Consider the following 25,560-nt stretch of genomic DNA (forward strand, 5'->3'; position numbering starts at 1 on the left):
CGGGTCTGTTCGAGCCGCTGGCGGGATTCGGGGTCACCCTGCTCACCATGTTCAAGAAGCCCAATACCGAGTCCTATCCGGAACAGAAGGTGCCGACCGCGCCGCGCTATCACGGCCGCCATCAGCTCAATCGCTATCCCGATGGTCTGGAGAAGTGCATCGGTTGTGAGTTGTGCGCGTGGGCCTGCCCCGCCGATGCGATCTATGTCGAGGGCGCGGATAACACCGAGACCGCCCGCTTTTCGCCCGGTGAACGCTACGGGCAGGTCTACCAGATCAACTATCTGCGCTGCATCGGCTGCGGATTGTGCATCGAGGCATGCCCGACCAGGGCGCTGACCATGACCAACGACTACGAGATGACCGATGACAACCGCGCCGATCTGATCTACGAGAAGGATCGGCTCCTCGCCCCGCTGCAGCCAGGGATGACCGCACCGCCGCATGCGATGTATCCCGGTGCGACGGAGGGTGACTACTACCGCGGCGATATCCCGGGCGGTAAAAGCGGTTCGGATACACCGGATTCCGGCACCACCAGGGAGCCTGCCGCCGCAGGCGCGGAAGGAGGCGCACGGTGACCGAAATGATACTGGCCGCCGAACCACTGACCCACACCTCCACCGGTGAGGCCGTCCAATTCTGGATTCTCGGCCCACTCGCGGTGATCGGGGCGCTCGGCATGGTGTTCGCGGGCAAGGCAGTCCATTCGGCAATCTGCCTGGCAGCGACGATGATCGTGCTCGCCACCTTCTACATGGCACAGGACGCGCTGTTCCTCGGTGTCGTGCAGATCGTCGTCTACACCGGCGCGGTCATGATGCTGTTCCTGTTCGTGCTCATGCTGGTCGGCGTCGATTCCCCGGAATCGCTCGGGGAAACGCTGCGCGGACAACGCCTCGCTGCGGGCACCGTCGGCCTCGGCTTCGGGATGCTGCTGATCAGCGGTATCGCGAACGGCATTCGCAACTCCGGAATCACCTATCCGGCAAAGGGGTTCGCCTATCAGGATGTGATCGCGCAGCTCGCCGAGCTGATATTCGTCCGGTACGTGTGGGCCTTCGAACTCACCGGCGCATTGCTCATCACCGCAACCATCGGCGCGATGATCCTCGCGCACCGGGAGAACTTCGGACCGCGCCTGGATCAGAAGGAACTCTCGCGCCGCCGGTTCCGCAGTGCCTACGACCCCACCCGCCCCTCGGATCGGGCCACCCCGCTGCCGACGCCCGGCGTGTACGCCCGGCACAACGCGGTCGATATTCCGGCGCGGCTGCCGGACGGTTCGTTCGAGGAGTTGTCGGTCAGCACGATCCTGCGGCACCGCCGCACCAGGGCGCTCGAAGAGGCCGCCGTCATCTCGGTCGGTGCCACTCCGACATTCGCTGTCGAAGCCCCCTACGAACCCGAAAATCCCACGGACGTCGACGATTCGACGCAGCCTGACGAGGAAGGCAAGCGGTGAATCCTGAGAACTACCTGTTCCTGTCCGCCCTGCTGTTCACCATCGGCGCGGCCGGTGTGCTGCTGCGGCGCAATGCCATTGTGGTGTTCATGTGCATCGAGCTGATGCTCAATGCGGTGAACCTCGCCTTCGTCACCTTCGCCCGGCTGCACTCGAATCTGGACGGTCAGGTGTTCGCGTTCTTCACCATGGTGGTGGCCGCGGCCGAAGTCGTGGTCGGGCTCGCCATCATCATGACCATCTTCCGCACCCGCCGTTCGACCTCGGTCGACGACGCCAACCTGCTGAAGTTCTGACGTGGATACCGCAACGCTCTGGGTGCTTCCCGCACTGCCGCTGGCCGGTGCCGTCGTACTGCTGCTGCTCGGACGCTACAGCGACAAGTGGGGGCATCTGCTCGGCTGCGCCACCGCGCTGGCCTCGTTCGGCTTCGCCGTCGTGGCGTTCTTCGATATGCGCGGCCGCGATGACGCCGCCCGCGCGATCCACAACGATCTGTTCAGCTGGGTTCCGGTCGACGGACTGCAGGTGGACTTCAGCCTCCAATTGGACCAGCTGTCAGTGTGTTTCGCACTGCTGATCACCGGGGTCGGATCGCTGATCCACATCTACTCTGTCGGCTATATGGGCCATGATCCGGGACGGCGGCGCTTCTTCGCCTACCTGAATCTGTTCCTCGCGGCCATGCTGCTGCTGGTGCTGGCGAACAACTACCTGGTGCTCTACCTCGGCTGGGAGGGCGTCGGCCTGGCGTCCTACCTGCTGATCGGATTCTGGTACCACAAGCCGACCGCGGCGACCGCGGCCAAGAAGGCGTTCGTGGTCAACCGGGTCGGCGATATGGGCCTGGCCCTTGCAATGTTCACCATGTTCGCGACCTTCGGCTCGATCGACTTCGGCGCGGTATTCGCGACCGCGCCGAAGACGAGCGAGGGCACGCTCACCGCTATCGGGCTGCTGCTGCTACTCGCCGCCTGCGGTAAGTCCGCGCAGGTGCCGCTGCAGTCCTGGCTCGGGGACGCAATGGAGGGTCCGACCCCGGTGTCCGCGCTCATCCACGCGGCCACCATGGTGACCGCCGGTGTGTACCTGATCGCGCGCTCCGGGCCGATCTTCGATCTGGCGCCCAATGCGCGGCTCGGGGTGGTGTTGGTCGGTGCGGTGACGCTGCTGTTCGGCGCGATCGTCGGTTGTGCGAAGGACGACATCAAGAAGGCGCTCGCGGCGTCCACCATGAGCCAGATCGGTTATATGGTGCTGGCCGCCGGTCTGGGCCCGGCCGGATACGCCGTCGCCATCATGCATCTGCTCACCCACGGCTTCTTCAAGGCCGGGCTGTTCCTGGGGGCCGGATCGGTAATGCATGCGATGGACGATGAGACCGATATGCGACGCTACGGCGGCCTGCGCAAACTGCTGCCGATCACCTACATCACCTTCGGGCTCGGCTATCTGGCGATTATCGGAGTGCCGCCGTTCGCCGGATTCTTCTCCAAGGATCGGATCATCGAGGCGGCGTTCAACCAAGGCGGCGCAAGCGGTTTCGCCTTGGGGACGGTGACCCTGGTCGGTGCGGGGCTGACCGCGTTCTACATGACGCGGGTGATGATCCTGACCTTCTTCGGCGAACGCCGCTGGAAGCCTGATACCCATCCGCATGAGTCACCGGCGGTGATGACCGGGCCGATGATTCTGCTCGCCATCGGATCGGTCGCCGCGGGTGGGGTTTTCGTCCTCGGTTCGTCACTGCAGAACTGGCTCGAACCCGTTGTCGGGGCACATCACGGCGAGGAGGTCGTGCCCGCGGGCGTGGTGACCGCACTGGCCCTGCTGGTGGTCGCGGTCGGTATCGGCTTCGCCTACTACCAGTACGCGCAGCGCGAAGTGCCCGAGACCGCACCGGAAGCGGTATCGGCGCTGACTATCGCGGCTCGCAATGACCTCTACGGCGATGCGTTCAATGAACGCGTATTCATGCGCCCGGGGGCGGATCTGACCCAGGCGCTGGTCTTCCTCGACAATCGCGGCATCGACGGCATCGTCAACGGAATCGCCGCGCTGATCGGCAGACTGTCCGCGCGGATCCGGCGGGTGCAGTCCGGATTCGTACGGTCCTACGCCCTGTCCATGTTCACCGGCGCGGCCCTGGTCGCGGCAGCACTTTTGGCGGTGAGGCTCTGGTGAGTTGTCCCCGGTTGATCCCGCGGTTGCGTCCGGCTGCGGTGCTGCTCGTACCCGATGTGTCCATGTTCACCGGCGCGGCCCTGGTCGCGGCAGCACTTTTGGCGGTGAGGCTCTGGTGAGTTGTCCCCGGTTGATCGCGCGGTTGCGTCCGGCTGCGGCGGTGCTCGTACCCGATGTGTCCATGTTCACCGGCGCGGCCCTGGTGGCCGCGGCCCTGCTGGCAGTGAGGCTCTGGTGAGTGACTTTCCCTGGTTGACCACGCTGTGGGTGCTGCCGGTCGTCGGCGCGGTGGCGGTGCTGATGCTGCCCGCGTCCCGGCGCACCCTGGCCCGCGGTCTGGCGTTCGGTGTCGCGTTGGCGGTGCTGGTGCTCGGCATCGTACTGGCGGTGCGCTTCGAACCCGGTGGGGCGCAATATCAGTTCGTCGAATCCCATGAGTGGATTCCGGCCTTCGGCGCGGGCTATACGCTCGGGTTGGACGGGATCGCCTTGGTGCTGATCCTGCTCACCGGGGCGCTGGTGCCCTTGCTGATCCTGGCCGGTTGGAACGACGAACGTGAGGTCGGCAGCGGACGCCGGGTGTCGCACACCTATGTCGCGCTGACGCTGCTCGTCGAGGCGATGGTGCTGATTTCGTTCGTCTCGCTGGACATTCTGCTGTTCTACGTATTCTTCGAGGCGATGCTCATCCCGATGTACTTCCTCATCGGCGGATTCGGGCCGCGCAGTGCGGATCTCGCGCATCGCCAACAGCGTTCGCGGGCGGCAGTGAAGTTCCTGCTGTACAACCTGTTCGGCGGTCTGATCATGTTGGCGGCGGTGATCGGGTTGTATGTGCTCACCGCGCGGCAGGGGCTCGGGTCCGGATCGTCGGGCACCTTCGACTTCCGCACGGTCGTCGCGGCGGCCAATGCCGGACAGCTCGGTGCGGGTCCGGCGGTGCTCAACGCGCTGTTCCTCGGATTCATGTTCGCCTTCGCGGTCAAGGCACCGCTGTGGCCGCTGCACACCTGGCTGCCGGACGCGGCGGTCGCGGCGACGCCATCGAGTGCGGTGCTGATGATGGCGGTGGTGGACAAGGTCGGCACCTTCGGCATGCTGCGGTACTGCCTGCTGCTGTTCCCGGATGCTTCGGGAACCTATGCGCCCCTCGTCGTTACGCTCGCAGTGATCGGCATCATCTACGGTGCGCTGCTGGCCATCGGGCAGACCGATGTGATGCGCCTGATCGCCTACACCTCGATCTCGCACTTCGGCTTCATCATCCTCGGCATCTTCGCGATGACCAGTCAGGGCCAGACCGGTGCCACGCTGTACATGGTCAACCACGGCATCTCGACTGCTGCGTTGTTCCTGATCGCGGGATTCCTGGTGTCGCGCAGGGGAACTCGTGTGATCGCCGCCTACGGCGGGGTGCAGAAGGTGGCGCCGGTGCTCGCGGGCACCTTCATGATCGCCGGTCTCGCCACGCTGTCGCTGCCCGGTCTCGCGCCGTTCATCAGCGAATTCCTGGTGCTGTTGGGCACCTTCACCCGCTACGGGTTCGCGGCGGTGATCGCGACCGCGGCGCTGGTACTGGCCGCGCTGTATGTGCTGTGGATGTACCAGCGGATGATGACCGGTCCGGTCAAGGAGGGCAACGAGCGGCTCTACGATCTGGTCCCGCGCGAGTTGGCCGTGGTGGTGCCATTGATCGCCGCGCTGCTGTTCCTCGGCGTCTATCCGAAACCGGTGCTGGACTTCATCAATCCCGCGGTGGGCCAGACGCTCACCACCATCGGCGTCCATGATCCCGCGCCGAAGACGCCCGCGATCCCCGAAGCAGGACCCGCCGGGGCCGATCACGGAGGTGCCCACAAATGACAGTGCTGCTCGCGGCCAGTGTGCCCGCGCCGAGCATCGAATACGCCAAGCTGTCGCCGATGCTGATCGTCTTCGGCGCCGCGGTGATCGGGGTGCTCGTGGAGGCGTTCGCGCCGCGTCGCCACCGCTACGCCATCCAAGTGCCCCTGGGGCTGGCCGGATTGGTTGCGGCGCTGGTGGCGGTGGTGCGGTTGTCGGGGACCGAGGCGACCGCGATGGTCGGTGCGGTCGCGATCGATGGCGTGACCCTGTACCTGCAGGGCACGATTCTGGTGGTGTCGATTTTGGCGCTGCTGTTCATGGCCGAGCGCGGTGCGGAGCCCCGGCCGCAGGGCCGCTCGGGACCAGGGACCTGGAGTCTGGCCGCGGCCACTGTCGGTAGCGGAGTGGACGCGTTCACCCCGCAGGCCTCCGCGGTTCCGGGCAGTGCGAGCGAAATGGCTGCGGTCCGTGCGGGTATCGCGACCACCGAGGTGTTTCCGCTGGCCATGCTCGCGATCGGCGGACTGCTGCTGTTCCCGGCGTCGAATGATCTGCTCACCATGTTCGTCGCGTTGGAGGTGCTGTCGCTGCCGCTGTATCTGCTGTGCGGGCTGGCGCGGCGCAAGCGACTGCTCTCCCAAGAGGCGGCGCTGAAATACTTTCTGCTCGGGGCGTTTTCGTCCGCGTTCTTCCTCTATGGGGTCGCGCTGCTGTATGGGCAGGCGGGCACGGTCAAGCTCGGTGGTATCGCCGAGGCAATAAAGCAGCACCCACAGAACACCACCCTGGCGCTGCTCGGTGTGGCGATGCTGGCGGTCGGCTTGTTGTTCAAGATCGGCGCGGTGCCGTTCCAGTCCTGGGTGCCCGACGTGTACCAGGGCGCGCCGAGTGCGGTCACCGGATTCATGGCCGCTGCGACCAAGATCGCCGCCGTCGGCGCGTTGCTGCGAATCCTGCAGATCGCCGTCCCCGGTCTGCGCGACGACTGGCGGCCGGTTCTCGCCGCGGTCGCCATCGCGACCATGGTCATCGGTGCGGTCATGGCCATTACCCAGACCGACGTCAAGCGCATGCTCGCCTACTCCTCGGTCGCGCATGCCGGTTTCATCCTCATCGGCCTGGTCGCGGCGAACGAGGCGGGTACCTCGGCCATCCTGTTCTATCTGCTGGCCTACGGTCTCGGCACGCTCGGCGCCTTCGCGATCGTCAGCCTGGTCCGCGACACCACGGGCGATGAAGCCACCGCCATGTCGCAATGGGCCGGTCTCGGTCGCCGATCCCCCTGGCTGGCAACGGTTTTCGCGCTCTTCCTGCTCTCCTTCGCGGGTCTGCCGCTGACCGGTGGTTTCGTCGCGAAGTTCGCCGTCTTCCAGGCCGCGGCCTCCGGTGATGCCACCTACCTGGTGATCATCGGCGTCATTTCCAGTGCCATCGCTGCCTTCTTCTACATTCGCGTCATCGTCCTGATGTTCTTCACCGACCCACCCGCCGACGCCCCCACGGTCGCCGCCCCATTCCTGACCACCACGGTGGTTGCCTTCACCGCGGGTGCCACGGTCCTGTTGGGCATCCTCCCCCAGATGCTCCTCGATTTGGCCAACCGCGCAGCGACTTTCGTCCGCTGAGTCCATCCCGACCAGAACACCGCCGCACCCTTTGTGGGTCCGGCGGTGTTCTCGTTCTCCAGACGCCCTCACCTGCGATGCCGTGAGCGAACCTCAGCTCGTTCGGGTGAGGTGAACGGTGAGTTCGGCCGAACCCGCGGTACCGCGGTAACCGTCGGTGAGGTTGGTGACCAGAGTGATGTCGTTGGCCAGAGTTTCGCGGCCGATGAACTCTCGGTGGTGCTTCACCGCGTCCAATACATCGTCGGGGGCTGCGATGGTCAGTGCGATTCGGTCGGAGATGTCCAGACCGGCGTCGCGGCGGGCTTGCTGGGCGACGCGGATGACATCGCGGGCGATGCCCTCGACAGCGAGTTCGGGGGTGATGTGGGTGTCGAGGGCAATGGTGGTTCCGCGCTGGGTTTCGACGATCCACCCACTGCGCGGGGTTTCGGTGATCGACACGTCGTCGCTGGTGATCTCGAGTGGTTCGCCGTTGTCATCGATGGTGGCCGTGCCGTGTTCGCGTAGTTGCGCGACCAGGTTCGAGGCCTCGGCGGCCCGGATGGCGTCGGCGACGGCGGGGGTTTGTTTGCCATAGCGTTGGCCGAGGGCACGGAAGTTCGGTTTCACCGCGATATCGGTCAGGGAACCGGTCGTATCGAGCTCATCGATCGTTCTGACGTTCAGTTCATCGGCGATGACTTCGATCAGCTCCGGCGGGAGCTGAATATGTGGTGGCAGGCCGAGAAATGCCCGAGCCAATGGCTGTCGGATGCGGATGCCGCTGGTTTTGCGGGCGGCGCGCCCGCCCTCGACCGCAGCGCGAGCGATCGCGACCTGTTCGGACAGGGTGGCGTCGACCAGTGTGCTGTCGGCGAGCGGCCAGTCGGTGAGGTGCACGGATTCGACGGCGGCGGGGTCGCCGGGGCGGATAACCGTTTGCCAGATCTCCTCGGTGATGAACGGCATGATCGGCGCGAGCAGGCGGGTCAGTACCTCCAGGCATTCGTAGAGAGTCGACAGCGCATCCTGCTCGCCGTCCCAGAAGCGGGAGCGGCTGCGGCGCACGTACCAGTTGGACAGATCGTCGATGAATCCGGCCAGCAGCCGACCCGCGCCAGCGGTGTCGTAGCCGTCGAGTTTTTCGTCGACCGCGCTGGCGAGGGTGTGCAGTTCGCCGAGTATCCAGCGGTCGAGGATGGCGCGATCGGTTGTCGGGCGGGCGGTTTCGGGTCGCCAGTCGGTGTGGCTGGCGTAGAGGGTGAAGAAGGCCGCGGTGTTCCAGTAGGTCAGCAGCACGCGCCGGGTGATGTCCTCGAGCGGGCCCGCGCCGACGCGGCGTGGTGACCATGGGGAGCCGGAGCAGGCCATGAACCAGCGCAGCGCGTCGGCCCCGTGGGTGTCCATCAGTGGGATCGGGGCGAGGATATTGCCCAGGTGCTTGCTCATCTTGCGGCCGTCTTCGGCCATGATGTGCCCGAGGCACACCACGTTTTCGTATGGGGAGCGGTCGAAGACCAGGGTGCCGATGGCCATGAGAGTGTAGAACCAGCCGCGGGTCTGGTCGATCGCCTCGCAGATGTATTGCGCGGGAAAGCGTTTCGCGAACGCTTCGACACTGCCGGGAGCGTACGGGTAGCCGAGGGAGGCGAATGGCATTGCGCCGGAGTCGTACCAGGCGTCGATTACTTCCGGCACTCGCGTCGCGGTCCGGGCGCAGTCGGGACAGGGGAAGGTGACGGCGTCGATGTAGGGCCGGTGCGGATCCAGATCCGATAGATCACGTCCGGCGAGTCGACCGAGTTCGGCGCGGGATCCGATCGCGGTGATATGCCCGGAGTCGCAGCGCCACAGCGGCAGTGGGGTTCCCCAATAGCGGGAGCGCGATACTGCCCAGTCGATATTGTTGGCCAGCCAGTCGCCGAAACGCCCATCCTTGATGTGGTCGGGGAACCAGGTGGTGCGTTCGTTCTCCCGTTGCATCGCGCTCCGGACGCTGGTGGTGCGGATGTACCACGACGGCTGTGCGTAGTACATCAGCGGCGTGTGACACCGCCAGCAGTGCGGGTAGGAGTGCTCATACCGCTGGTAATCGAGTAGCAGTCCGCGCTCGGTGAGGTCGTCGACGAGGATTTGGTCGGCGGCTTTGAAGAACAGTCCCCCGACCAGCGCGACGGTATCGAGGAACTTCCCGTCGGGGGCGATCGGGTTGACCACCGGCAGGTCATTGGCCCGGCATACCGCCAGGTCGTCAACACCGAACGCGGGAGCCTGGTGCACCAGCCCGGTACCGTCGGTCGTAGTTACGTAGTCGGCCACCACCACTCGGTGCGCGTCGGGGATCTCGACCAGATCAAACGGCCGTCGATAGCGCAGCCCGGCCAGCTCACGGCCGGTGAACCGGGACAGCGGCTCGGCGTGGTCCCCGAGCACCGCCGCCATCAGCAATTCGGCCACCACGAACAGACCGGCGGGGGTGCGGGCCAGCACGTAGGTGACGTCCGGGTGCACGGCGACCGCGGTGTTGGCGACCAGCGTCCACGGCGTCGTGGTCCAGATCAGCAGGTGCACATCGTCGTATCCGGCCAGCGGCTCGGTCAGCGGAAACCGCACGTATACCGAGGGATCGGTGACGGTCTCGTAGCCTTGGGCGACCTCGTGATCCGAGAGCGCAGTACCGCAGCGCGGACAATACGGAGTCACCCGGAAGTCCTCGACCAGTCGGCCGTCGCCGTGGATCTTCTGCAGCGACCACCACACGCTGTCCACATATTCCGGAGACATGGTGGTGTAGGGGTGATCCAGGTCGATCCAGTACCCCATCCGGCGGGTGAGCTGTTCGAATTCATCGACGTGCCGCAGCACCGATTCCCGGCAGCGTGCGTTGAACACGTCTATGCCGATCTTCTCGATATCGGGTTTGCCCGACAGCGCCAGTTCCTTTTCCACGGCCAGCTCGACCGGCAGCCCGTGACAGTCCCATCCGGCCTGCCGCGGCACCGAGTACCCCTTCATCGTGCGATACCGCGGAAAGATGTCCTTGAAGACCCGGGCCTCGACGTGGTGGGTGCCCGGGGAGCCGTTCGCCGTGGGCGGGCCCTCGTAGAAGACCCAGCCAGCCGCGTCGCGGGTGCGTTCGGTGCTGCGGCGGAACACATCTTTGGCGCGCCACCAGTCGATGATCCTGGCATCGACCTCCGGCAGGTCCACCCGCGTCGGCAACGCGGCGAACGGCGACACCACAGCCTCGTCCGTCATGGAATCAGATCCCTCGTTTCGTCAACTCGCATGAGAAAAGCCTGCTCATGCGGGGACGAAACACCCTGGCGCCAGGGAACTCCGCGGTACCACCCCGCTTGCACCAGTCGATACCGATGCCTCTTCGTTCGCCGCTGTGACGTGCGGCCGACGTCCGGTTCTACTAGGGGCGGACCCTGTTCTTCCGGAAGCTCCCCGGTGATGGCCGGATCAATGCTGCTGCCGCGACTGTAACAAGCGTTGTCGGCCGCGCGCGAGATCTTTTGGGCTCACGACCTTCGAACAGGTCGGCGCGCAGGACATTCTCCTATCGCGGACCGGATTTCGCAGGTTCCTTTCGCCTGAATCTGGCGCTCAGCTGCGATCGGGTGAATGCCGTATTGAGGCGGTCGAGTAGAGGGGTGGGCGGATCGACGCCCTGCAGCGCCTCGGTGAGCAACCGGATCGGTTCGGTGCACGAGGTGTAGCGGGCACCGGGGTCCTTTTCGAGCGACCGGTGCAGGATCGCGTCGACCTCGGGCGGGATCCAGTGTTGGCGCGCGGAAATTTCGGGGGGCGGGTCGTGCAGTTGGGCCTCCGCGGTGGACATGAGATTCCCGCGGGGGAACGGCGGGCGGCCGGTGAGCAGTTCGATGGCCGAGCAGACCAGTGCGTACTGGTCCGTCGCTGGGCACACCGCACCCGCCCGCAGCAGTTCCGGCGCGGCGAACGGCACCGAGACGACGACGAAACCATTGGTAGCCAGCGGCGGTTCGGGCCGGTGCAGCCAGCGGGCCTGATCGAAGTCCGAAAGTTTCACCGTCGCGGCATCATCCGCACCGACCAGCACATTCGCCGGTTTGACGTCGAGATGGACCACATCGTTCGCGTGCACGAAATCCAGTCCCGCCGCGACATCGGTCAGCATGCGCAGCACCCGCGGCAGGTCCGGACGTCGATGTGGCATCCGCACCAGTGCCGACCCGGTCGAGCCCGCGACGTATTCGTGCGCCGACCACAGCCTGCCGTCGGTTTCGCCGTGTGTGTACATCCGCACAATATTGGGATGTCGCAGTACCGACAGAATGTCGAACTCGTGCACGAATCGCGCACGCGCCTCGGGCGACCGGCTGTCCTCGGGCCCGAGCACCTTCAGAGATACCGGTCGCGATCGTTCCAGATCCTCGGCCAGATACACATCGCTGCTACCGCCATGGCCGAGCCGGGCCTGCACAACAAATCCAGCAAACTGGTCATTCGGCTCGAGTACCACGGCCTCACCATAGTTCGCCGATATCCGGCATCGACGGCGCAACCCACCGCTGCTGGGAAGAGATGCGCCGTCGGTGAGTGCACCCGATGCGGAGCTGGCCTACGAAGTTGCCGCGAGCACCTCACGGAGCCGAGCGACGAATGCGGCTGGATCCTCGACGAATCCGGTGTGTCCGCCCGGGAATATGGTCGGCGTGACGCCGATGGCCGTGCCGAGGGCGCGGGACGTGCGGTCGCAGAGCTGATCGGTCGAATCGGCGCCGATACCGATGATGATGCGAGCCGGAGTCGATTGCAGCACAGCGCTGTTCGGCGCCCAGGTAACGGTGCCGTGGAGTTCGTGATCGAACCAGTAGCGCTCGCTGGCAAGTTGACGTGGTTCGCGCTCGCCGCCGAACATCTGCTGCAGCACCGGTTCCGGCATCTGGATGTTGGCGTTGGCCATGAACTTGCGCCAGGCGCCGACGACATCGCCGGTGCGGTAGGTGGCGATCATGTCCTCGGTGTTGGCGCGCACTCGGTCGCGGTCGTCGAGCAGTTCGCCGAGCGGGGGCTCGTGGGCGATCACGGTGGTGACCAGGTCGGGCCGGGATTCGGCCAGCGCCAGCACACTCGCGGCGCCGCCGCTGGATCCGAAGACCACCGCGGGACCGATGCCGAGGTGAGCAATGAGCCGGGCGAGGTCGTCGGCGCGCAGCTGCGGAGTCGAGTCCTGCTCCGGATCGTCGAGCACACTGTCCTGGTGCCCGCGCGGGTCGGTGGTGAGGACGGTGTGGTCGGCAGCCAGCAGCTCGGCCAGCGGAGCGAAGGCCGCCGCGTCCATCGGTGCGCCGACCAGCACGACCAGCGGTCCCTTACCGCGCACCTCGTAATGCAGCTGCGCTCCGGGCACGTCGAGGGTATGTGCGGGGGCGGTCGAAGTCGGGGTCATCAAGGTCTCCTCGAGCAGTAGTGACGGTTGTTCGTGAATGTGGACCGCCCCGCCGCACCGAACTAATCGGTCGCCCACCAACTTTCTCGCGCGAGCCTCGTGTGCACTCCCCCTGCTCTGTACAACAACTCCGGCGAGACGCCGCACTCCCCCTTCAGCGCAACGCTGCATCCGAACTCCGGCGGCCGCTCCGCCCAGCTCGAGTTGAGCGGGGGCGCCGCATGGCTAGATGTTTGCGAAAACTAGGCACCCTAGGTTATAACCTAAGTATCCTAGTTTGAGAAAGAGGGGCTATGTCACCACGTGCCGGACTCACTGCCGAGCGGATCACGCAGGCAGCGGCCGAACTGGCCGACGAGGTCGGGTTCGACAACATCACCGTGGCGGCGCTGGCCCGGAAGTTCGGTGTGAAGGATGCGAGCCTCTACTCCCACATCAGGAATCTCGAGGATTTACGCAATCGGGTGGCCATGCTGGCCGCCGACGAGAAGACCGGCCGTATCGCCGCGGCGGTGGCCGGACGCGCCGGACGCGATGCCCTCGCCGCATTCGCCGACGAGTGGCGGGGCTACGCATTGGCACATCCGGGCCGCTATGCCGCCACGCAGATGCCGATGGATCCGAGCGTGGCCGCCGGATGGGCCGGTGGGCGGCGCGCGATCGATCTGACCTATGGGATGCTGCGCGCCTATGGTCTCGGCGAACCCGATATCACCGATGCGGTTCGCCTGTTGCGCAGCACATTTCACGGATTCACTACCCTGGAAGCGAGCGGCGGGTTCGGCCACTCCCGGCCGACCACCGCCTCCTGGGACCGGATTATCGACGCTTTGCACATCACTCTCACCCATTGGCCGTCGACCGACGAGAAAGCGAAAACCCAGTGAGAACAGAAACATTGGCCGTACCGGGCGCCACCCTGTATTACGAAGTGCTGGGCAGCGGCCCGGTGCTGCTCCTGCTGCCCGGCAGCGGCGGCGATGCCGGAATCTTCGATCCGGTCGCCGATACCCTCGCCGAGCACTTCACCGTGGTCGCCGCCGATCCGCGCGGTTACTCCCGCAGCGTCCTGGACGATCCCGAACCCGTGGACCAGCGGATGGAGGTATTCAGCGACGATGCCCATCGCCTGCTCGAACACCTCACGCCCGCAGGCGAATACGCCTATGTCACCGGTATCAGCGGTGGTGCGGTCGTGGCACTGGACCTACTCGCGCGCCATCCCGACCGACTGCGGTTGGTGGTCGCTCATGAGCCGCCGTGCTTCGCGATCCTCCCCGATGCGGATGCGCACCGGGCGATGGTCGAGGAGGTGATCGAACTCTGTAACGAGCAGGGCCCCGCCGCCGCTGGCGCGCGCTTCATGCAGGCCGTCGGTGTCAGGTCCAAGCCGCTGCCCGATCCGGCGGAGGTCCCGGCCCGCACCGCCGAAATGCTCGGCCGCCTCATGGCCAACACTGCGGTGATGTTCGCCCACGAACTGCGCCAGGTCACCGCCTACCGCCCCGATATGGCCGCACTCGCCACCGTCCGGGATCGCCTCGTACTGGCCGCGGGCCGCGAAACCCGTGGCCAACTCCCGTACCGCACCGCCGAAACCATCGCGAACGAATTGCAGCACCCGCTCGTCGAATTTCCGGGCGGCCACAGCGGAGTCCGCGAAACCCCAACCGAATTCGCCCGCACCCTGCTCGAAACGCTGACGGCCAGCGCCGCCGAACGCTGAACCCAGCCCTGCTGTGCCGTCGCTTCCGGTCGATCGTGATCGGGTGGGCAGCAACACCATTCGATCTAGCCTGTGTTCGAGGGTGGCTCGAGTTGAGGGGCGCCGCTGCCCGGCGTCCCTCAACCGACAGGACGCAAGGTGTCGGCGGCGTGTCGGTGAGCCAAAGCGACTCGAAAGCCTTTATGCGGCGACCTCATAGATGATTTCGAGGCCATCTTCGTCGTCCCATTGCTCCCCGATCTGAACGAAGCCGTATTGCGATGCCAACCGGGAAGACGCAAGGTTGTCGGGGCTGATGCTGACGCGAACCATCCGGACCCCCGGCTCCCACGCGGCACGCTGCAGCAAACACTCCAAGGCCGCACGGGCATAACCACGCCGGCGCAGAGCCGGATCGACGGCATATCCGATCTCTACCATTCCCGATGAGTCGGGCGCCGCGTGGAACCCGGCCATGCCAACAGCCAGTTGCTTGGGCACATCCCAGATCACACCGGTGACCCAACCCGCACTGGCCGGATCACGCAACGCCTGCTCGCTGCGCCGCTGCCATGTCCGCCGCGAACCCGAATCCACGAAATACGTTGTCAGCGATACCGGACTCACCTTGTTCGCCGTTGCGAGATCCCCTGCCGCGAGCGCCCGGAATGCCGGACCGTTCAGGTGCACGACACGAACACGTGGCCGAACAGCAGACACAGCACTTCTCCCTCGATCGGCGCACGCACCACCATAAACATCCGTCCACCGCATTATCCCGGCCGGTGTCGACCGTGTCCGAGGACAAGTGCAGATGTCCGATCCAGCCGTCGTTCAGCGAAACTCAATCCCGCTGCGCCGGAGCATGTTCCGGCCGACGCCAGGCCGGAACCGACAAATACGTCGCGGCCCGCAAAACCCACTCCACCGGACCATACGCATGCCCACGCAACCACCGGTCGCTGAGCACGATCTGCACCGCATAGGTCACCAGCGCAATCCCGATAACGCCCGCCGGTGGCACTTCATCGGCCAGCGCGAACCCGTAGCCGGTGTAGATCACCATCAACACCACCGACTGCAGAATGTAGTTCGATGCCGCCATCCGCCCAGCCGGGGCGAGCAGCGCGAGATACCGTGCGGTGCGCGCCGATTCGGTTAGGATGACGATCCCGGCGATGTACGCGAAGGTCATCAAAGGGTTCACCAATTCCTGGATCCCGGCCCAGTACGACGGCGGCTCGAGCCAATCCATCACATTCGCGAAGGTCACCGCCGAGACCGGCAGCCCAACCGCAAGTCCGCCCACCAACACCCGAGGTGCCCAGCGGCGCAGTGTCTCCCGATCGGTGAACAATTGGCGTTTACCTGCCGCCATCCCGATCAGAAACAATCCGAGCGCCGGAACACCCTGGGTGAACCAGATCAGGACCATCCACACCGGCGCCTGGGACAGCTGCATCGCGAAGGTATCACCGATGCTGCCGGTATATCCCTCGCGCAACGCCACCACGTCGAGCAGATCAGCAAGCGCAATGACATCGCCGGAATTCGGCAGAAACGACCATACCGACCACACGCCGTACAGCACCACCCCGCCGATCACCGCGCGCCGCGGCGTCACCCACCGCAGCAGCATCAAGATCAGGCACAGGAACGCGTACAGCGTCAGAATGTCGCCGATCCACAGCAAAAATACATGCGCCAGCCCGATCACCATCAGCGCGGCACATCGACGCAGCAACCGCGGATTCGCCGAGACCCCGGCCCGCCGCGCCGCCGCGATCTGCAGGGTGAACGAATACCCGAACAGAAACGCGAACAGTAGATAGAACCGGCCCTCGAACAGCGCCTCCACCACCGCGTTCACCATATGGTCGGCCGTGCCGTCGAAGCCGAGCCGCGGAACGTCGTCGGTTCCGGCGAACGACCAGATCAGCGTGGCGAAATTGACATTCACGATGAGGATCCCGAACAGCGCGCATCCCCGCAGAATGTCGACCTCGGCGATCCGTCGACCGGATGCCGGAGCGGACAGCACCGATTCGGACATGATCCGAAGGTAAGCGACCACGCCGAACCGGTCGTCCTCCCATCGGCCGATTCCCACCCTGATCCGATCCACCCCGAACCGCTACCTCCGGCGTATTGACATCACGCCAGATCGGCGACCTCCAGATAGATCTGCCGCTCGACGGCGATCTCGACCAGGAAGCCGCGCTCCCCATCCACCGAGGCCGTCCTGTGGAATGCCGCCACCGCTACCTCCCCGACCCGCAACCGCTGGCCGGTGAAATCACGCTGCCCCAGAATGATCGGCTGTGCCCGCTCGAACTCCAATTCGCTGACATCATCGGGCAGCGGGAGTCCGAGCAGGTCGGTGACGGTGCCGGGGATGAGCCGGACCGCGACGATCTGATCGAAACTCGGACGCCGCACGATCCGGTGCGCCAAATACATCTTGCCCGCCCGCCCGAAGCACAGATGCGTCAGCAGCTCGGCAGTGCGCAATGGATGCGGATCGAGCTGGGCGAAGGATACGACGTTGCGCACCGTCACGTCGACATCGCGCGCGATCACCGTGCCGCGGCGATCCAGATGTCCGCGAATCAGGTTGCCCCGGAACTCAGTTCGCGGATGTTGCGCGTCCGGACCGAGGTCGGCCAGCGACAGCCCCGCCGGAGCGAAGGCGTGGCAGCCGACAAATCCGGCGCGTCGATCGGCGCCCAGCGCCCGGCGGCCGCGTTCATCCAGTTCGACGTCGAGCAGCACTTGAAAGTCATACGGCGCGAAAAACATCGGCCGATGCGAGAGATAACAGTCGGTGCCGGTCCCGAACACCACCATCCCGTGCGTACCCACCGTGGGCGCCGACCGGCATGGACCCGCATGCACGGCCGTCTTGGTGAACATCCCACTCATGAGGAGGCTCCTTTCCTCCATCCCCGACCCCCAGCCTGGCTCGAGCGCGCCCCACTGCCACGAGTGTCCGGCTACTCGAATCCCCCGCCCCCGCTACTCGACCTCCCGGATCCGATATGTCCCCTTCGTTCTCCACGATCCCCCGATTGCCCCGCCTGGGCAATCGGTCATGATCTGGACATATCGGTCGCCGGTAAATGCCCTGGCAAAGGGCATGCGGACCAGGACTAGTTGTAGGTCTTGGTGACGCCGTCGAGCAGGTGCTCGAGGGTGTCGTTGGTGGGGGTGTCGATCATGTCGATCAGGTCGGCGGCCACCGCGACGTGGTTGTCGGCGGTGACGTTGGCGAACTGAGTGGGATCGCTGGTGCGGAAGCCGTGCTCGGCGGCCAAACGCTGCAGGTCCGGGTCGGTGGCGAGCAGGCGGCCGATGCGGTCACCGGATGCGGTCAGCGGCACCAGGGTGTGCTGGGAGAGCACGGTCGGGGACGGGTAGGTCAGTACCATGCCCGGCTTGATCTGCCCGCGCACGGTCGCCTCGACGAACTGCGCCTCGTAGATCCAGACCATCGGCGTGGGACCCATGCCTGCCGAGAGGTATTCGCGGAACGGACCCTCGGTGGAGTTCTCGGTGTACCCCTGTCGCACGAACAGTCGCGAAACCGTGGGCAGCACGGCCTGCTCGGCGGCCGGACCCTGCACGATGGTGTTGTCGTTGGCCACGTGGCTGGCAATGGCCAGGTACATGGCCGCGGAGTTGGAGGTGCGCGGATCGGTGGTGGAAACCAGGATGTTCTTGTGCACCGGGTACACGGTGTTGCCGGGAAGCTTGTCCCACTCCGTGTCGGTGCGCACGAGTTCGAGATAGCGGGCCATATCGAAGGTCGGCACCGGCCCCGGACGCAGCACACCGGCCGCGGTCAGCAGGTCCGCGATCGGCTGGAAGGTCGCGATCGCCATCGGCGAGGAGAACGGCGTGTACTTGGTGCTGATATTGCGTGCCCGCTGGATCCGATCGGCGGCTGGCGCACTGGACGGGAAGGCGAAGTCGTACTTCCCGAGGTCGACCGAGGTCGCGATCTGCCGCGATCCCGCCGGATCGACCGCCACCTTGACACCCTTGCGGGCCAGCGCCTCCACGACGCGCGGATCCTCGAAGAACGCCATCTTCTCCGAACCGACCACCCCGTGCACCGTGGTCACCCCGGGCGCTGCCACACCGGCCGCGGCCGGTGCGTCGGGCTGCCGCACGGCGAATCCGACGACAAGTGCGAGGACCAGGACCACGATGGCGGCGGCGAGTGCCAGCAGCCGTTTATCGGCGACGAGCTTGCCCGCACCCGAGGCCACGATCGCGCGGACCCCCTGCGCCTGCGTCGCCGAATCTCCCTGAACAGCAACATGTTCCGTCCCAGGCTCCGCTGCGGATGCGCTTTCGCCCGCCACGGCCGCCGCCAATTCCCTGCGGGCGATCCGCTCGATCAGAATCGGCACGAATTCCCGCACCGGATGCCCCTCGAAGCGTTGCCGCGCCGTACCCACCACGGTCTCGACCTGGTCGGGCGGATAGTCGTCGACCAGGCGATCGGTCAACCGCTGGATGGCCTGCTCTTCGCGGACAGTAACGACACCCACCACAGTCTCCTCGGCGTCCCTTCGGTTTTCCGGTCACGACGGCACTCACCCCTGCCCGCGCCGCCGAACCCTACCCAAATTCTCCGCCACCCCGACACCGGCGCCACCCCCCATCACTGGCGAGCGAATCCCATTTCGACTGTGCCAGTGGAGATCTGCCACGGACCGCTACCCACCGCCTCTGCGCAGGTCAGCGCGAAATCAGCGGGCGGTGACCCGCTCGTACCAGGGCGGCACCGACCCGGAACCGAGCAGAACTCCGACCCGAACTCGCGCCGAAAGTTCAACGGGCTATTCACCTTTCGCTACCTAGCGTTGTCCGCATGTTTCCACCACACCCTGGGACCGCCCTGCCGTGGCAGCAACAACGGACGTGCACGGCCAGCGGGTAGCGGCAGCTGTTCATGCCTGGCTCGATTCTCGGGTGCATGAGACGGCAGAGCATGAACATGAGCGGCTAGGGCACCACGACAAGCTTCCCGGTGGCTCGGTTGTTCTCCATGTACCGGTGAGCCGCAACGATGTCGTCCAGGCCGAAGACATGGTCGACGTTGGGTCGATAGACGCCTGCCTCGACCTCGTGGACGATTCGCTGCAACACGGTAGTGCCTGCGCTGCCCTCGAGGTTGTGGCTGTGGAAGGCCGTGAACTTGGTTCCGGACGGGATCATCGCTATCGGTTCGAAGTCCGGAATCAGCCATCCGCTGAGCGAGCCCGCCACGCACACTGTTCCGCCACGACGGACCAGGCGCAGCGAGTCCACCGCCGTGTGCGCCCCGACGAGATCCAGCACGTAGTCCGGCCCCTCGGGCCAGACCGAGTGCATGCTCGCGGTCAGCGGTCCACCGGCATCGACGAGCACGTGATCGACGCCGACCGCGGTCAAGGCGTCGGACCTGTCCTGCTGCCGAGTGGTGGCAGCGACCTCGACACCGTAGCTGGACGCGATCGACGCGGCCGCCATCCCCACAGATGAGGTTCCGCCGCGAATCAGCAACCGGCCCCCGTCCTTTGGCGCGATCCCCAACGCGTCCAGCGAGCCCCGCGCGGTCAAGTACGTCTCGGGCAGTGCGGCCAAGGCGTCCCAGGGCAGCGTGGTGCTGACCGGCATCAGCAGCGAGTTCGGCAACAGCGCATACTCGGCGTAACCGCCGTCGAACTCCCGTCCCATCTCACCCATCACCGCCGCAACGGTCGTCCCATCAGGGATCGTGGGATCGGTTGATGCTGCCACGATTCCCACGCATTCGATCCCGAGCACACGCGGGAACCGCACGTTCGGGGAATGCCCCTGACGAGTCCTCAGCTCCGACCGGTTCAGGCCCGCGGCCTTCACCTGCACCAGGCTCCAGCCCTCCCGAACCGCTGGCACCGGCACCTCGCGGATCTCCAGCACGTCCGGGCCACCCGCCCGGACACAGACCGCCGCTCGCATTGTCGTAGACATGTTTTCGCGCATGCATTCACTGTCGCCCGGAGGCGGTGTGGCCGACCACCGATAGAATGCCAACTTATGCCCATTGGCCGCCAACTTCCCCAGCCCGGTGGGACATCCCAGCTGTGGCCCTCCGGAGGGGTTCATCTATGGCCGTCGGGGGGAACAAGTTCGGCGCATTCCCATCCACGTGGACACCTGGTGTACGCGGCCCGTGGTGTTCTGTCGGTGCACACCGAACGCGGCACATCGATCGTTCCGGCCAATCGGGTCGCATGGACTCCCGCCGGATTCATGCACTACCACCGTGCGCACGGCCAGACCGATATGCGGATCGTCTTCTTACCGGCATCCCTGGCCCGGCTCGTACCAGACCATCCTGCTGTGTTCATGACCTCCGACCTCGCCCGCGAAATCCTGCTCACCCTCACGGGCCCACGCAACTACGACCGCGCCGCACGCGACCAAGACCGCGCCGCGCTCGTTCGCCTTCGCCGAGTCCTTGTCGATGAACTCCACGAAGCACACGAGCAGCCACTGCAACTGCCGGAACCACGCGATGACAGGTTGCAAGCCATTGCGCAGCTGCTGTACCAGAACCCCGCAGACAACACGTCATTGGCCGAACTCGGGCAGACGATCGGTGCCAGCGCCCGCACTCTCAGCCGACTGTTCCGCAACGAACTCGGCATGACCTTCTATGAATGGCGCACACAGCTACGCATCTATCACGCACTCGTTCTTCTCGCCGACGGCCACGACGCGACCCACGCCGCACATGCCTGCGGATGGGCGAATCCCAGCAGCTTCATTGCCGCCTTCACCAACATCATCGGCACCACCCCGGGCCGCTACCGCACCGGTCACCAGCGCCGGACCACCCCATGACCTGGGCAGCGCATCGTTCACCACTGCTCACCCTGACCGAAAGACGACCCGCGGCAGTCGAATACGCGAACTCACCAGTCCGGCAACCCTTTCGAACCTCATCGGCAGCCATGCGTGGCACCACCAGCCGGCCCGGGCTCGGCGGCGCCGAGAAGACCCTGCACTGCCAGATCGCATTCGTTCAATGCTCGACCAGACCTGCTCGGTCGGGTCGAACAGGGCGCCCGGGAGCCGCGGCCGGTAGCCGGTAGGCCCCCAGCCCGAATTCACGGTGTGATCAGGGCCCGGATATCCGGCAGATTCCCGATCCGCTGTGTCGCGGGCCGTCCCGGTGCGTCTACTTGCGGTGAGCCGGTGGCACGCAACCGCGCCCGTACTTCGGCCGAGGTCTTGCGACCGGTGCCTGCGGCCGCCAGCCCCTGGTAGCTGGCAACCGAGCCGACGACGATCGGGGACGCGCTCGAGGTTCCGCTGAAAGTGTCTGTGTACCAATAGTCTTCGTCCGTGCCGCCCTGCAGATCGCCGTATCCGGTGGTGGTCACCTCCAGGCCCCAGCCCTGGGCGTCGACGCGAGATCCGTAGTTGGAGAAGGCGAGCCGTGAGCGCGCGGGTCCGTGGTCGCGGCCGTGGAATCCCGGTGGCGGGGAACCCGCGCCGACCAGGATCGCACCGGAATCGGCCACGCCGCCACGGAACGGGTTGCGCCAGGAGGACGGGAAGTCGGCGGGTCGGGTTTCATAGAGTGCGCTGTCGAGGTCTTCGGCGCCGTTGCCCGCGGCCCCGACCACGATGACACCGTGTCCGATGGCGTAGCGGATCGCGGCCCAGTCGTCGGGCCACCATTCGATCGCGATGTATCCCGCCTGGTCCGAACGGTTCTGGTAGTTGTAGCGCGGTCCGGGCCGGTGCAGTTCGAGCAGGATGATGTCGCCCGCGCCGAGCGCGTCGGCGGCGGTGCGGATGGCGGCCGCGGAACCCGCGTCGAAGACCGAGACCGCGCGGATGGCGGCATCGGCGGCAATGCCGGTAATGCCGAAAGTGTTCACGTCACCGCTGATCTCACCGGCCACCGCGGTGCCGTGATTGCGCCAGCCCAGATCCGCCGACGGCGCGTTGCCGATCACCCCGCCCTGGTTCGCCAGCAGGTCCTCGTGGGTGAACCGCCACGCGCCCTCCACATCCACGATGCGCACGCCCGCGCCGCGACCACCGGGTTGGGTCCAAGCCCAGCGGGCGTTCACCCCCTGCGGTGCCGCCTCCAGATATCCCTGCCGGACTTCGTAATTCGGCGTGACCGGCGGTGCGTCCTCGAGTCTTCGGGCCGCGATATCGGCCAGCACCACCGGTGGTGCGATCGGTGGCTCGGCGGGCGGTTTGATGTAGGCCGTCTCGACCGCGTCATCGGCACGCAGCCGATCCGCGACCGCCTCGAGTTCGGTCGCGACGCCGCGCACCGCGAAGTAGTTCAGATACTCCGCACCGATCGGCTCCTGATCGGTGTCCGCGATCCGCTGCGGCAGCCGATTGGCGGGCCCGAAGATCCGCACCGGCGCACCACCTTCGGGCAGCAACTCGACCAACCGGGATTGCGCCGCCAGACTCTCGCGCACCGCATTCTGGTCGATACCCGCCTGCGCACCGCGGGTGACAACGATCAATTCCGAACCACTCGCTGTGGGTGCCATGCCCGACAGTTAACCCGCCACCCGATCTTCGCGCCACCGCACCAATTCGAGTGTGTGCCAACTCAGTTCGGGATTATCGGAATTGGCACGGTGTCCGGGACCGGGGCAACATCGCCCCGGCGGCGGGCGCCGGTGAGGATTTCCAGTGCGCCGATCACGATCGCGCAGCCACCGACCGCCAAGGCCAGTACCTCGAGTGAATCGAAGGGCAAGACGATCACGACCAGCCCGACCATCATGGTCAGCAGCCCGAACACCTCTTGCCAGCCACTTTCTGGTAACCCATCGGACCAGACCGCTACGATGGCCTGCGCGATGCCGCGGATGGCCCAGCCCAGGCCGATCAACACTGCAAGCAGCACCACCGAATTCGCGCTGCGCAACGACAATACTGCCAGGGCAACGGAGGCAACGCCGCTGAAGAATACGAAGATCCGCAGCGCGGTCGCGAATCGCGAACCCATGGCGATGATGAGCTGTAACGCGCCGCCCCACAGCAGATAGAGGCCGAAGAGCAGTTGCGCGGTAGCTTCGGTCTTGTGCGGCCACACGGCGATGAGCCCCCCGAGGGCCACCGAGCCGATGCCTGCGAACAACACCGCCTGCCGCGCCCCGCCGACAAGCTCACCCCCAGGACCCGCACTCTCGTTTTCGGGCATAGCACCATGGTATGACTCGAGAATGCGGATAGCCGAATGTTTGCTTTCGACTCGCGGAACTCCGACAATTTTCCGCCGGATTCCCGGCTCATGCTCCCATCGCGAGAACTACAGCGCGGGCGGTGGAACCGTCGCCGAGTTGCCACGGCACGCTCACTCGGGCATTGGCTGTGCCAGGGGCGTCAGCCGTGTTCAGGACATGGCGAAATACCGCGATCGCACCGCCCTGCACGGCGATATCGGTGTATGAGGGCCCATCGGTGGTCGAGACGAGTTCGCTTGCGGTGTCGGCGAGTTCGCCGACCGTGACGATGACCGATGGGTCCGGAGTGTCGCTCTCGCTCTGCGCCTGCGGCCGCGCTCGCCCGGTCAGCAGCGCGATAATCTGGGTGACCGCCACCGGATCCCGGGTTCCGTCGTAGATCCAACGCTGTCCGAGTATGCCGTGTATCGAGGTCCCGATAAGAGCTTCGTCGGCACTGTCGAGTGGCGCGCCACGGTATGTCAGCGGCAGGTGGTAGGTGCGGGCTTCCGGCCCCGCACCATCGGTCACCAGCATGAATTCGATGCCGACCGCACCCGTCGGATCGTCGAGCCGGAAGCCACCGGCCTTGGTCAGCTCCGGTGTGCGGTCGCTGTCTCGATACCAGGGCCGGGTCGGCAGCCAGGCGGTGAGCAGCTCGAGTTTGGTGGGAGACATTGTCGTGCGGTGGATTACAGCCATGGAACACACTAACCTTCGGCGGCAGAGGGACGCGGCCTGGAGTTCGCGGGGTGGGCGCTCCGGTCCGTCAGAGCTCGGCCGCGATCCTTCCGCCGCGCCGATGGTCACCAGTGCACCCCGGCCGATGCGCGCCGCGTGGCTCAGCGAGAAGTGCGGCAGGTACAAACACCATCGCGGTGGCCAGCGGCGCACCGCTCCAGCGAGGTCGTTTCCGAGAGCGCATGCTGCTGTCGGCGTCGTTGTCACGTAGACGTATCACCGATCCGCAACCCCGTTCACTTGGACGTGGTCTCCATGCGGCAGGCTGGTCCCGTGGTAGTTGCGTCTGATGTTGTCCCAGTGCGTGGTAGTGAGTACTCGGTCTTGTTGCGTCGGATCCGGGAGGCGGATCTATTGGACCGCCAGTTGCGGTACTACGGGTGGAAAAGTGCGATTACCGCGGGAGCGTTCGTTGCCGGGTGGGCGGGGTTCTTCGTCATCGGAGATTCGTGGTGGCAGCTGGGTGTTGGGGTGTTCCTGGCCGCGGTGTTCGCGCAGATCGCTTTCCTGGGACATGACGCCGGGCACAAGCAGATCTTCGCTTCCCGGCGAGCCAACTACCTGTACGGCATGGTCGTCGGCAATCTCGGTATCGGGCTGAGCATCGGCTGGTGGACCAGCAATCACAACAGGCACCACGCCCACCCCAACACCGAGGGTGCGGATCCCGACGTCATGGGAATCCTGGCCCATTCCGGCGGACGCGCACGGGCCGGCACGGGTATCCGTCGGCTGATCTTCCGCTACCAGGCCTGGCTGTTCTTCCCAATGTTGTTGCTCGAAGGCGGCAGCTTGCACTACGCGAGCGTCCGGGCGGTGTTTCGCTGGCCGATCCCGAATCGCGTCTGGGAGGGTGCACTGCTCGCCGCGCACGGTGTCGGGTACCTCTCCGCGGTGTTCCTGGTCCTGTCGCCGGGCAAAGCGTTGGCGTTCATCGTTGTTCAGCAGGGTCTGTTCGGGTTGTACATGGGCTGCACGTTCGCCCCCAACCACAAGGGGATGGAAGTTCTGCCCGAAGGCGACAACACCGACTTCCTGCGCAGACAGGTGCTCACCTCACGTAATGTCCGCGGCGGCTTTCTCGTCGATACCGTCCTGGGCGGCCTCAACTATCAGATCGAGCACCACCTGTTCCCGTCGATGCCCCGCGCCAACCTGCGGCGAGCCCAGCCGATGGTCGCCCAATTCTGCGCCGAGATCGGCGTGCCCTACTGCGAGACGAGCCTTGTCGAGTCCTACGTCCAAGCGCTGAGCCACCTCAACGACGTCGGGCGCCAGACCCGGACGACACCTCAGCCGGTCGAATAGTGCAGCGGGTCCGTAGGCAC

The 25,560-nt window shown here is 65.7% G+C and carries 23 protein-coding genes; 12 read left to right on the forward strand and 11 right to left on the reverse strand.

Annotated elements, in window-relative coordinates:
- Positions 1–5: 5 nt before the first annotated feature.
- The 8 genes from nuoI to nuoN are packed head-to-tail and all read left to right on the forward strand — an operon-like array spanning position 6 to position 7,119.
- Positions 6–581, forward strand: coding sequence for an NADH-quinone oxidoreductase subunit NuoI (nuoI, locus tag ABZ293_RS26925; protein WP_355185139.1), 576 nt, complete (start codon positions 6–8; stop codon positions 579–581).
- 5 nt (positions 582–586) lie between these two features.
- Positions 587–1,465 carry an NADH-quinone oxidoreductase subunit J gene (locus ABZ293_RS26930; RefSeq protein WP_355185141.1) on the forward strand — a complete coding sequence of 293 codons (879 nt, stop codon included), beginning with the start codon at positions 587–589 and terminating at the stop codon, positions 1,463–1,465.
- Positions 1,462–1,761, forward strand: a complete 300-nt coding sequence (gene nuoK / locus ABZ293_RS26935; RefSeq protein WP_062982135.1) for an NADH-quinone oxidoreductase subunit NuoK — start codon at positions 1,462–1,464, stop codon at positions 1,759–1,761. The genes ABZ293_RS26930 and nuoK overlap by 4 nt, the downstream gene beginning before the upstream one ends.
- Position 1,762: 1 nt before the next feature.
- A complete protein-coding gene (nuoL, locus tag ABZ293_RS26940) occupies positions 1,763–3,649 on the forward strand; it encodes an NADH-quinone oxidoreductase subunit L (protein WP_355185038.1) in 1,887 nt (628 codons plus the stop codon).
- Positions 3,646–3,768: a hypothetical protein gene (locus tag ABZ293_RS26945; protein WP_355185040.1), complete on the forward strand. Its 123-nt coding sequence runs from the start codon at positions 3,646–3,648 to the stop codon at positions 3,766–3,768. The genes nuoL and ABZ293_RS26945 overlap by 4 nt, the downstream gene beginning before the upstream one ends.
- Positions 3,765–3,887, forward strand: coding sequence for a hypothetical protein (locus ABZ293_RS26950; RefSeq protein WP_355185042.1), 123 nt, complete (start codon positions 3,765–3,767; stop codon positions 3,885–3,887). The genes ABZ293_RS26945 and ABZ293_RS26950 overlap by 4 nt, the downstream gene beginning before the upstream one ends.
- Entirely contained in the window at positions 3,884–5,512 is a 1,629-nt protein-coding gene (locus tag ABZ293_RS26955; RefSeq protein ID WP_355185044.1) for an NADH-quinone oxidoreductase subunit M, read from the forward strand. The genes ABZ293_RS26950 and ABZ293_RS26955 overlap by 4 nt, the downstream gene beginning before the upstream one ends.
- Positions 5,509–7,119, forward strand: coding sequence for an NADH-quinone oxidoreductase subunit NuoN (gene nuoN / locus ABZ293_RS26960; protein WP_355185046.1), 1,611 nt, complete (start codon positions 5,509–5,511; stop codon positions 7,117–7,119). The genes ABZ293_RS26955 and nuoN overlap by 4 nt, the downstream gene beginning before the upstream one ends.
- A 93-nt stretch (positions 7,120–7,212) precedes the next feature.
- On the opposite strand, the gene ileS is transcribed toward nuoN, so the two are convergent.
- The 3 genes from ileS to ABZ293_RS26975 all read right to left on the reverse strand — a co-directional run bounded on the left by ileS (position 7,213) and on the right by ABZ293_RS26975 (position 12,541).
- Positions 7,213–10,359, reverse strand: a complete 3,147-nt coding sequence (gene ileS, locus ABZ293_RS26965; RefSeq protein WP_355185048.1) for an isoleucine--tRNA ligase — start codon at positions 10,357–10,359, stop codon at positions 7,213–7,215.
- A gap of 307 nt (positions 10,360–10,666) precedes the next feature.
- The gene (locus tag ABZ293_RS26970) at positions 10,667–11,611 is read right to left on the reverse strand and encodes a serine/threonine-protein kinase (protein ID WP_355185050.1); all 945 of its coding nucleotides are present in this window, start codon (positions 11,609–11,611) and stop codon (positions 10,667–10,669) included.
- A 99-nt stretch (positions 11,612–11,710) separates the two neighbouring features.
- Positions 11,711–12,541 (reverse strand): alpha/beta hydrolase, encoded by an 831-nt coding sequence (locus ABZ293_RS26975; RefSeq protein ID WP_355185052.1) that lies wholly within the window; start codon positions 12,539–12,541, stop codon positions 11,711–11,713.
- 293 nt (positions 12,542–12,834) lie between these two features.
- Between ABZ293_RS26975 and ABZ293_RS26980 the strand changes: the two genes are divergently transcribed.
- A complete protein-coding gene (locus tag ABZ293_RS26980; RefSeq protein ID WP_355185054.1) occupies positions 12,835–13,428 on the forward strand; it encodes a WHG domain-containing protein in 594 nt (197 codons plus the stop codon).
- Positions 13,425–14,267 carry an alpha/beta hydrolase gene (locus ABZ293_RS26985; RefSeq protein WP_355185056.1) on the forward strand — a complete coding sequence of 281 codons (843 nt, stop codon included), beginning with the start codon at positions 13,425–13,427 and terminating at the stop codon, positions 14,265–14,267. The genes ABZ293_RS26980 and ABZ293_RS26985 overlap by 4 nt, the downstream gene beginning before the upstream one ends.
- Before the next feature lie 180 nt (positions 14,268–14,447).
- Here the strand turns inward: ABZ293_RS26985 and ABZ293_RS26990 are convergent, their stop codons facing one another.
- The 5 genes from ABZ293_RS26990 to ABZ293_RS27010 all read right to left on the reverse strand — a co-directional run bounded on the left by ABZ293_RS26990 (position 14,448) and on the right by ABZ293_RS27010 (position 20,261).
- Entirely contained in the window at positions 14,448–14,966 is a 519-nt protein-coding gene (locus ABZ293_RS26990; protein WP_355185058.1) for a GNAT family N-acetyltransferase, read from the reverse strand.
- A gap of 124 nt (positions 14,967–15,090) precedes the next feature.
- The gene (locus ABZ293_RS26995; RefSeq protein WP_355185060.1) at positions 15,091–16,299 is read right to left on the reverse strand and encodes a DUF418 domain-containing protein; all 1,209 of its coding nucleotides are present in this window, start codon (positions 16,297–16,299) and stop codon (positions 15,091–15,093) included.
- 101 nt (positions 16,300–16,400) lie between these two features.
- Entirely contained in the window at positions 16,401–17,168 is a 768-nt protein-coding gene (locus tag ABZ293_RS27000) for a hypothetical protein (RefSeq protein ID WP_355185062.1), read from the reverse strand.
- A gap of 227 nt (positions 17,169–17,395) precedes the next feature.
- Complete coding sequence (locus ABZ293_RS27005; RefSeq protein ID WP_355185064.1) at positions 17,396–18,802, reverse strand: three-helix bundle dimerization domain-containing protein; 1,407 nt, start codon at positions 18,800–18,802, stop codon at positions 17,396–17,398.
- Between the two features lie 457 nt (positions 18,803–19,259).
- Positions 19,260–20,261, reverse strand: a complete 1,002-nt coding sequence (locus ABZ293_RS27010) for a zinc-binding dehydrogenase (protein WP_355185066.1) — start codon at positions 20,259–20,261, stop codon at positions 19,260–19,262.
- A 54-nt stretch (positions 20,262–20,315) separates the two neighbouring features.
- Between ABZ293_RS27010 and ABZ293_RS27015 the strand changes: the two genes are divergently transcribed.
- Positions 20,316–21,125, forward strand: a complete 810-nt coding sequence (locus tag ABZ293_RS27015) for a helix-turn-helix transcriptional regulator (protein WP_355185068.1) — start codon at positions 20,316–20,318, stop codon at positions 21,123–21,125.
- Positions 21,126–21,391: 266 nt separating this feature from the next.
- Here the strand turns inward: ABZ293_RS27015 and ABZ293_RS27020 are convergent, their stop codons facing one another.
- From ABZ293_RS27020 to ABZ293_RS27030, 3 genes are all read right to left on the reverse strand, one after another.
- Positions 21,392–22,810 (reverse strand): S8 family serine peptidase, encoded by a 1,419-nt coding sequence (locus ABZ293_RS27020; protein ID WP_355185070.1) that lies wholly within the window; start codon positions 22,808–22,810, stop codon positions 21,392–21,394.
- Positions 22,811–22,872: 62 nt separating this feature from the next.
- A complete protein-coding gene (locus tag ABZ293_RS27025) occupies positions 22,873–23,469 on the reverse strand; it encodes a DUF308 domain-containing protein (protein WP_355185072.1) in 597 nt (198 codons plus the stop codon).
- A gap of 88 nt (positions 23,470–23,557) precedes the next feature.
- Entirely contained in the window at positions 23,558–24,193 is a 636-nt protein-coding gene (locus ABZ293_RS27030; RefSeq protein WP_355185074.1) for a 1,4-alpha-glucan branching protein, read from the reverse strand.
- A 339-nt stretch (positions 24,194–24,532) separates the two neighbouring features.
- On the opposite strand from ABZ293_RS27030, the gene ABZ293_RS27035 reads away from it, so the two are divergent.
- Positions 24,533–25,540 carry an acyl-CoA desaturase gene (locus ABZ293_RS27035; RefSeq protein ID WP_355185076.1) on the forward strand — a complete coding sequence of 336 codons (1,008 nt, stop codon included), beginning with the start codon at positions 24,533–24,535 and terminating at the stop codon, positions 25,538–25,540.
- Positions 25,541–25,560 lie beyond the last annotated feature (20 nt).

This window comes from Nocardia sp. NPDC005998 (assembly GCF_040614395.1).
Taxonomy (GTDB): domain Bacteria; phylum Actinomycetota; class Actinomycetes; order Mycobacteriales; family Mycobacteriaceae; genus Nocardia.

What these genes read in the sequence shown, in the direction of transcription:
- nuoN (WP_355185046.1), top strand. Translation starts at nt 5,509, where the DNA reads ATGACAGTGCTGCTCGCGGCCAGTGTGCCCGCGCCGAGCATCGAATAC.
- ABZ293_RS27015 (WP_355185068.1), top strand. Translation starts at nt 20,316, where the DNA reads ATGCCCATTGGCCGCCAACTTCCCCAGCCCGGTGGGACATCCCAGCTG.
- ABZ293_RS27025 (WP_355185072.1), bottom strand. Translation starts at nt 23,469, where the DNA reads ATGCCCGAAAACGAGAGTGCGGGTCCTGGGGGTGAGCTTGTCGGCGGG.
- ileS (WP_355185048.1), bottom strand. Translation starts at nt 10,359, where the DNA reads ATGACGGACGAGGCTGTGGTGTCGCCGTTCGCCGCGTTGCCGACGCGG.
- ABZ293_RS27000 (WP_355185062.1), bottom strand. Translation starts at nt 17,168, where the DNA reads ATGAGTGGGATGTTCACCAAGACGGCCGTGCATGCGGGTCCATGCCGG.
- ABZ293_RS27030 (WP_355185074.1), bottom strand. Translation starts at nt 24,193, where the DNA reads ATGGCTGTAATCCACCGCACGACAATGTCTCCCACCAAACTCGAGCTG.
- ABZ293_RS26980 (WP_355185054.1), top strand. Translation starts at nt 12,835, where the DNA reads ATGTCACCACGTGCCGGACTCACTGCCGAGCGGATCACGCAGGCAGCG.
- ABZ293_RS26995 (WP_355185060.1), bottom strand. Translation starts at nt 16,299, where the DNA reads ATGTCCGAATCGGTGCTGTCCGCTCCGGCATCCGGTCGACGGATCGCC.
- ABZ293_RS26930 (WP_355185141.1), top strand. Translation starts at nt 587, where the DNA reads ATGATACTGGCCGCCGAACCACTGACCCACACCTCCACCGGTGAGGCC.
- ABZ293_RS26975 (WP_355185052.1), bottom strand. Translation starts at nt 12,541, where the DNA reads ATGACCCCGACTTCGACCGCCCCCGCACATACCCTCGACGTGCCCGGA.
- ABZ293_RS27020 (WP_355185070.1), bottom strand. Translation starts at nt 22,810, where the DNA reads ATGGCACCCACAGCGAGTGGTTCGGAATTGATCGTTGTCACCCGCGGT.
- ABZ293_RS27010 (WP_355185066.1), bottom strand. Translation starts at nt 20,261, where the DNA reads ATGCGCGAAAACATGTCTACGACAATGCGAGCGGCGGTCTGTGTCCGG.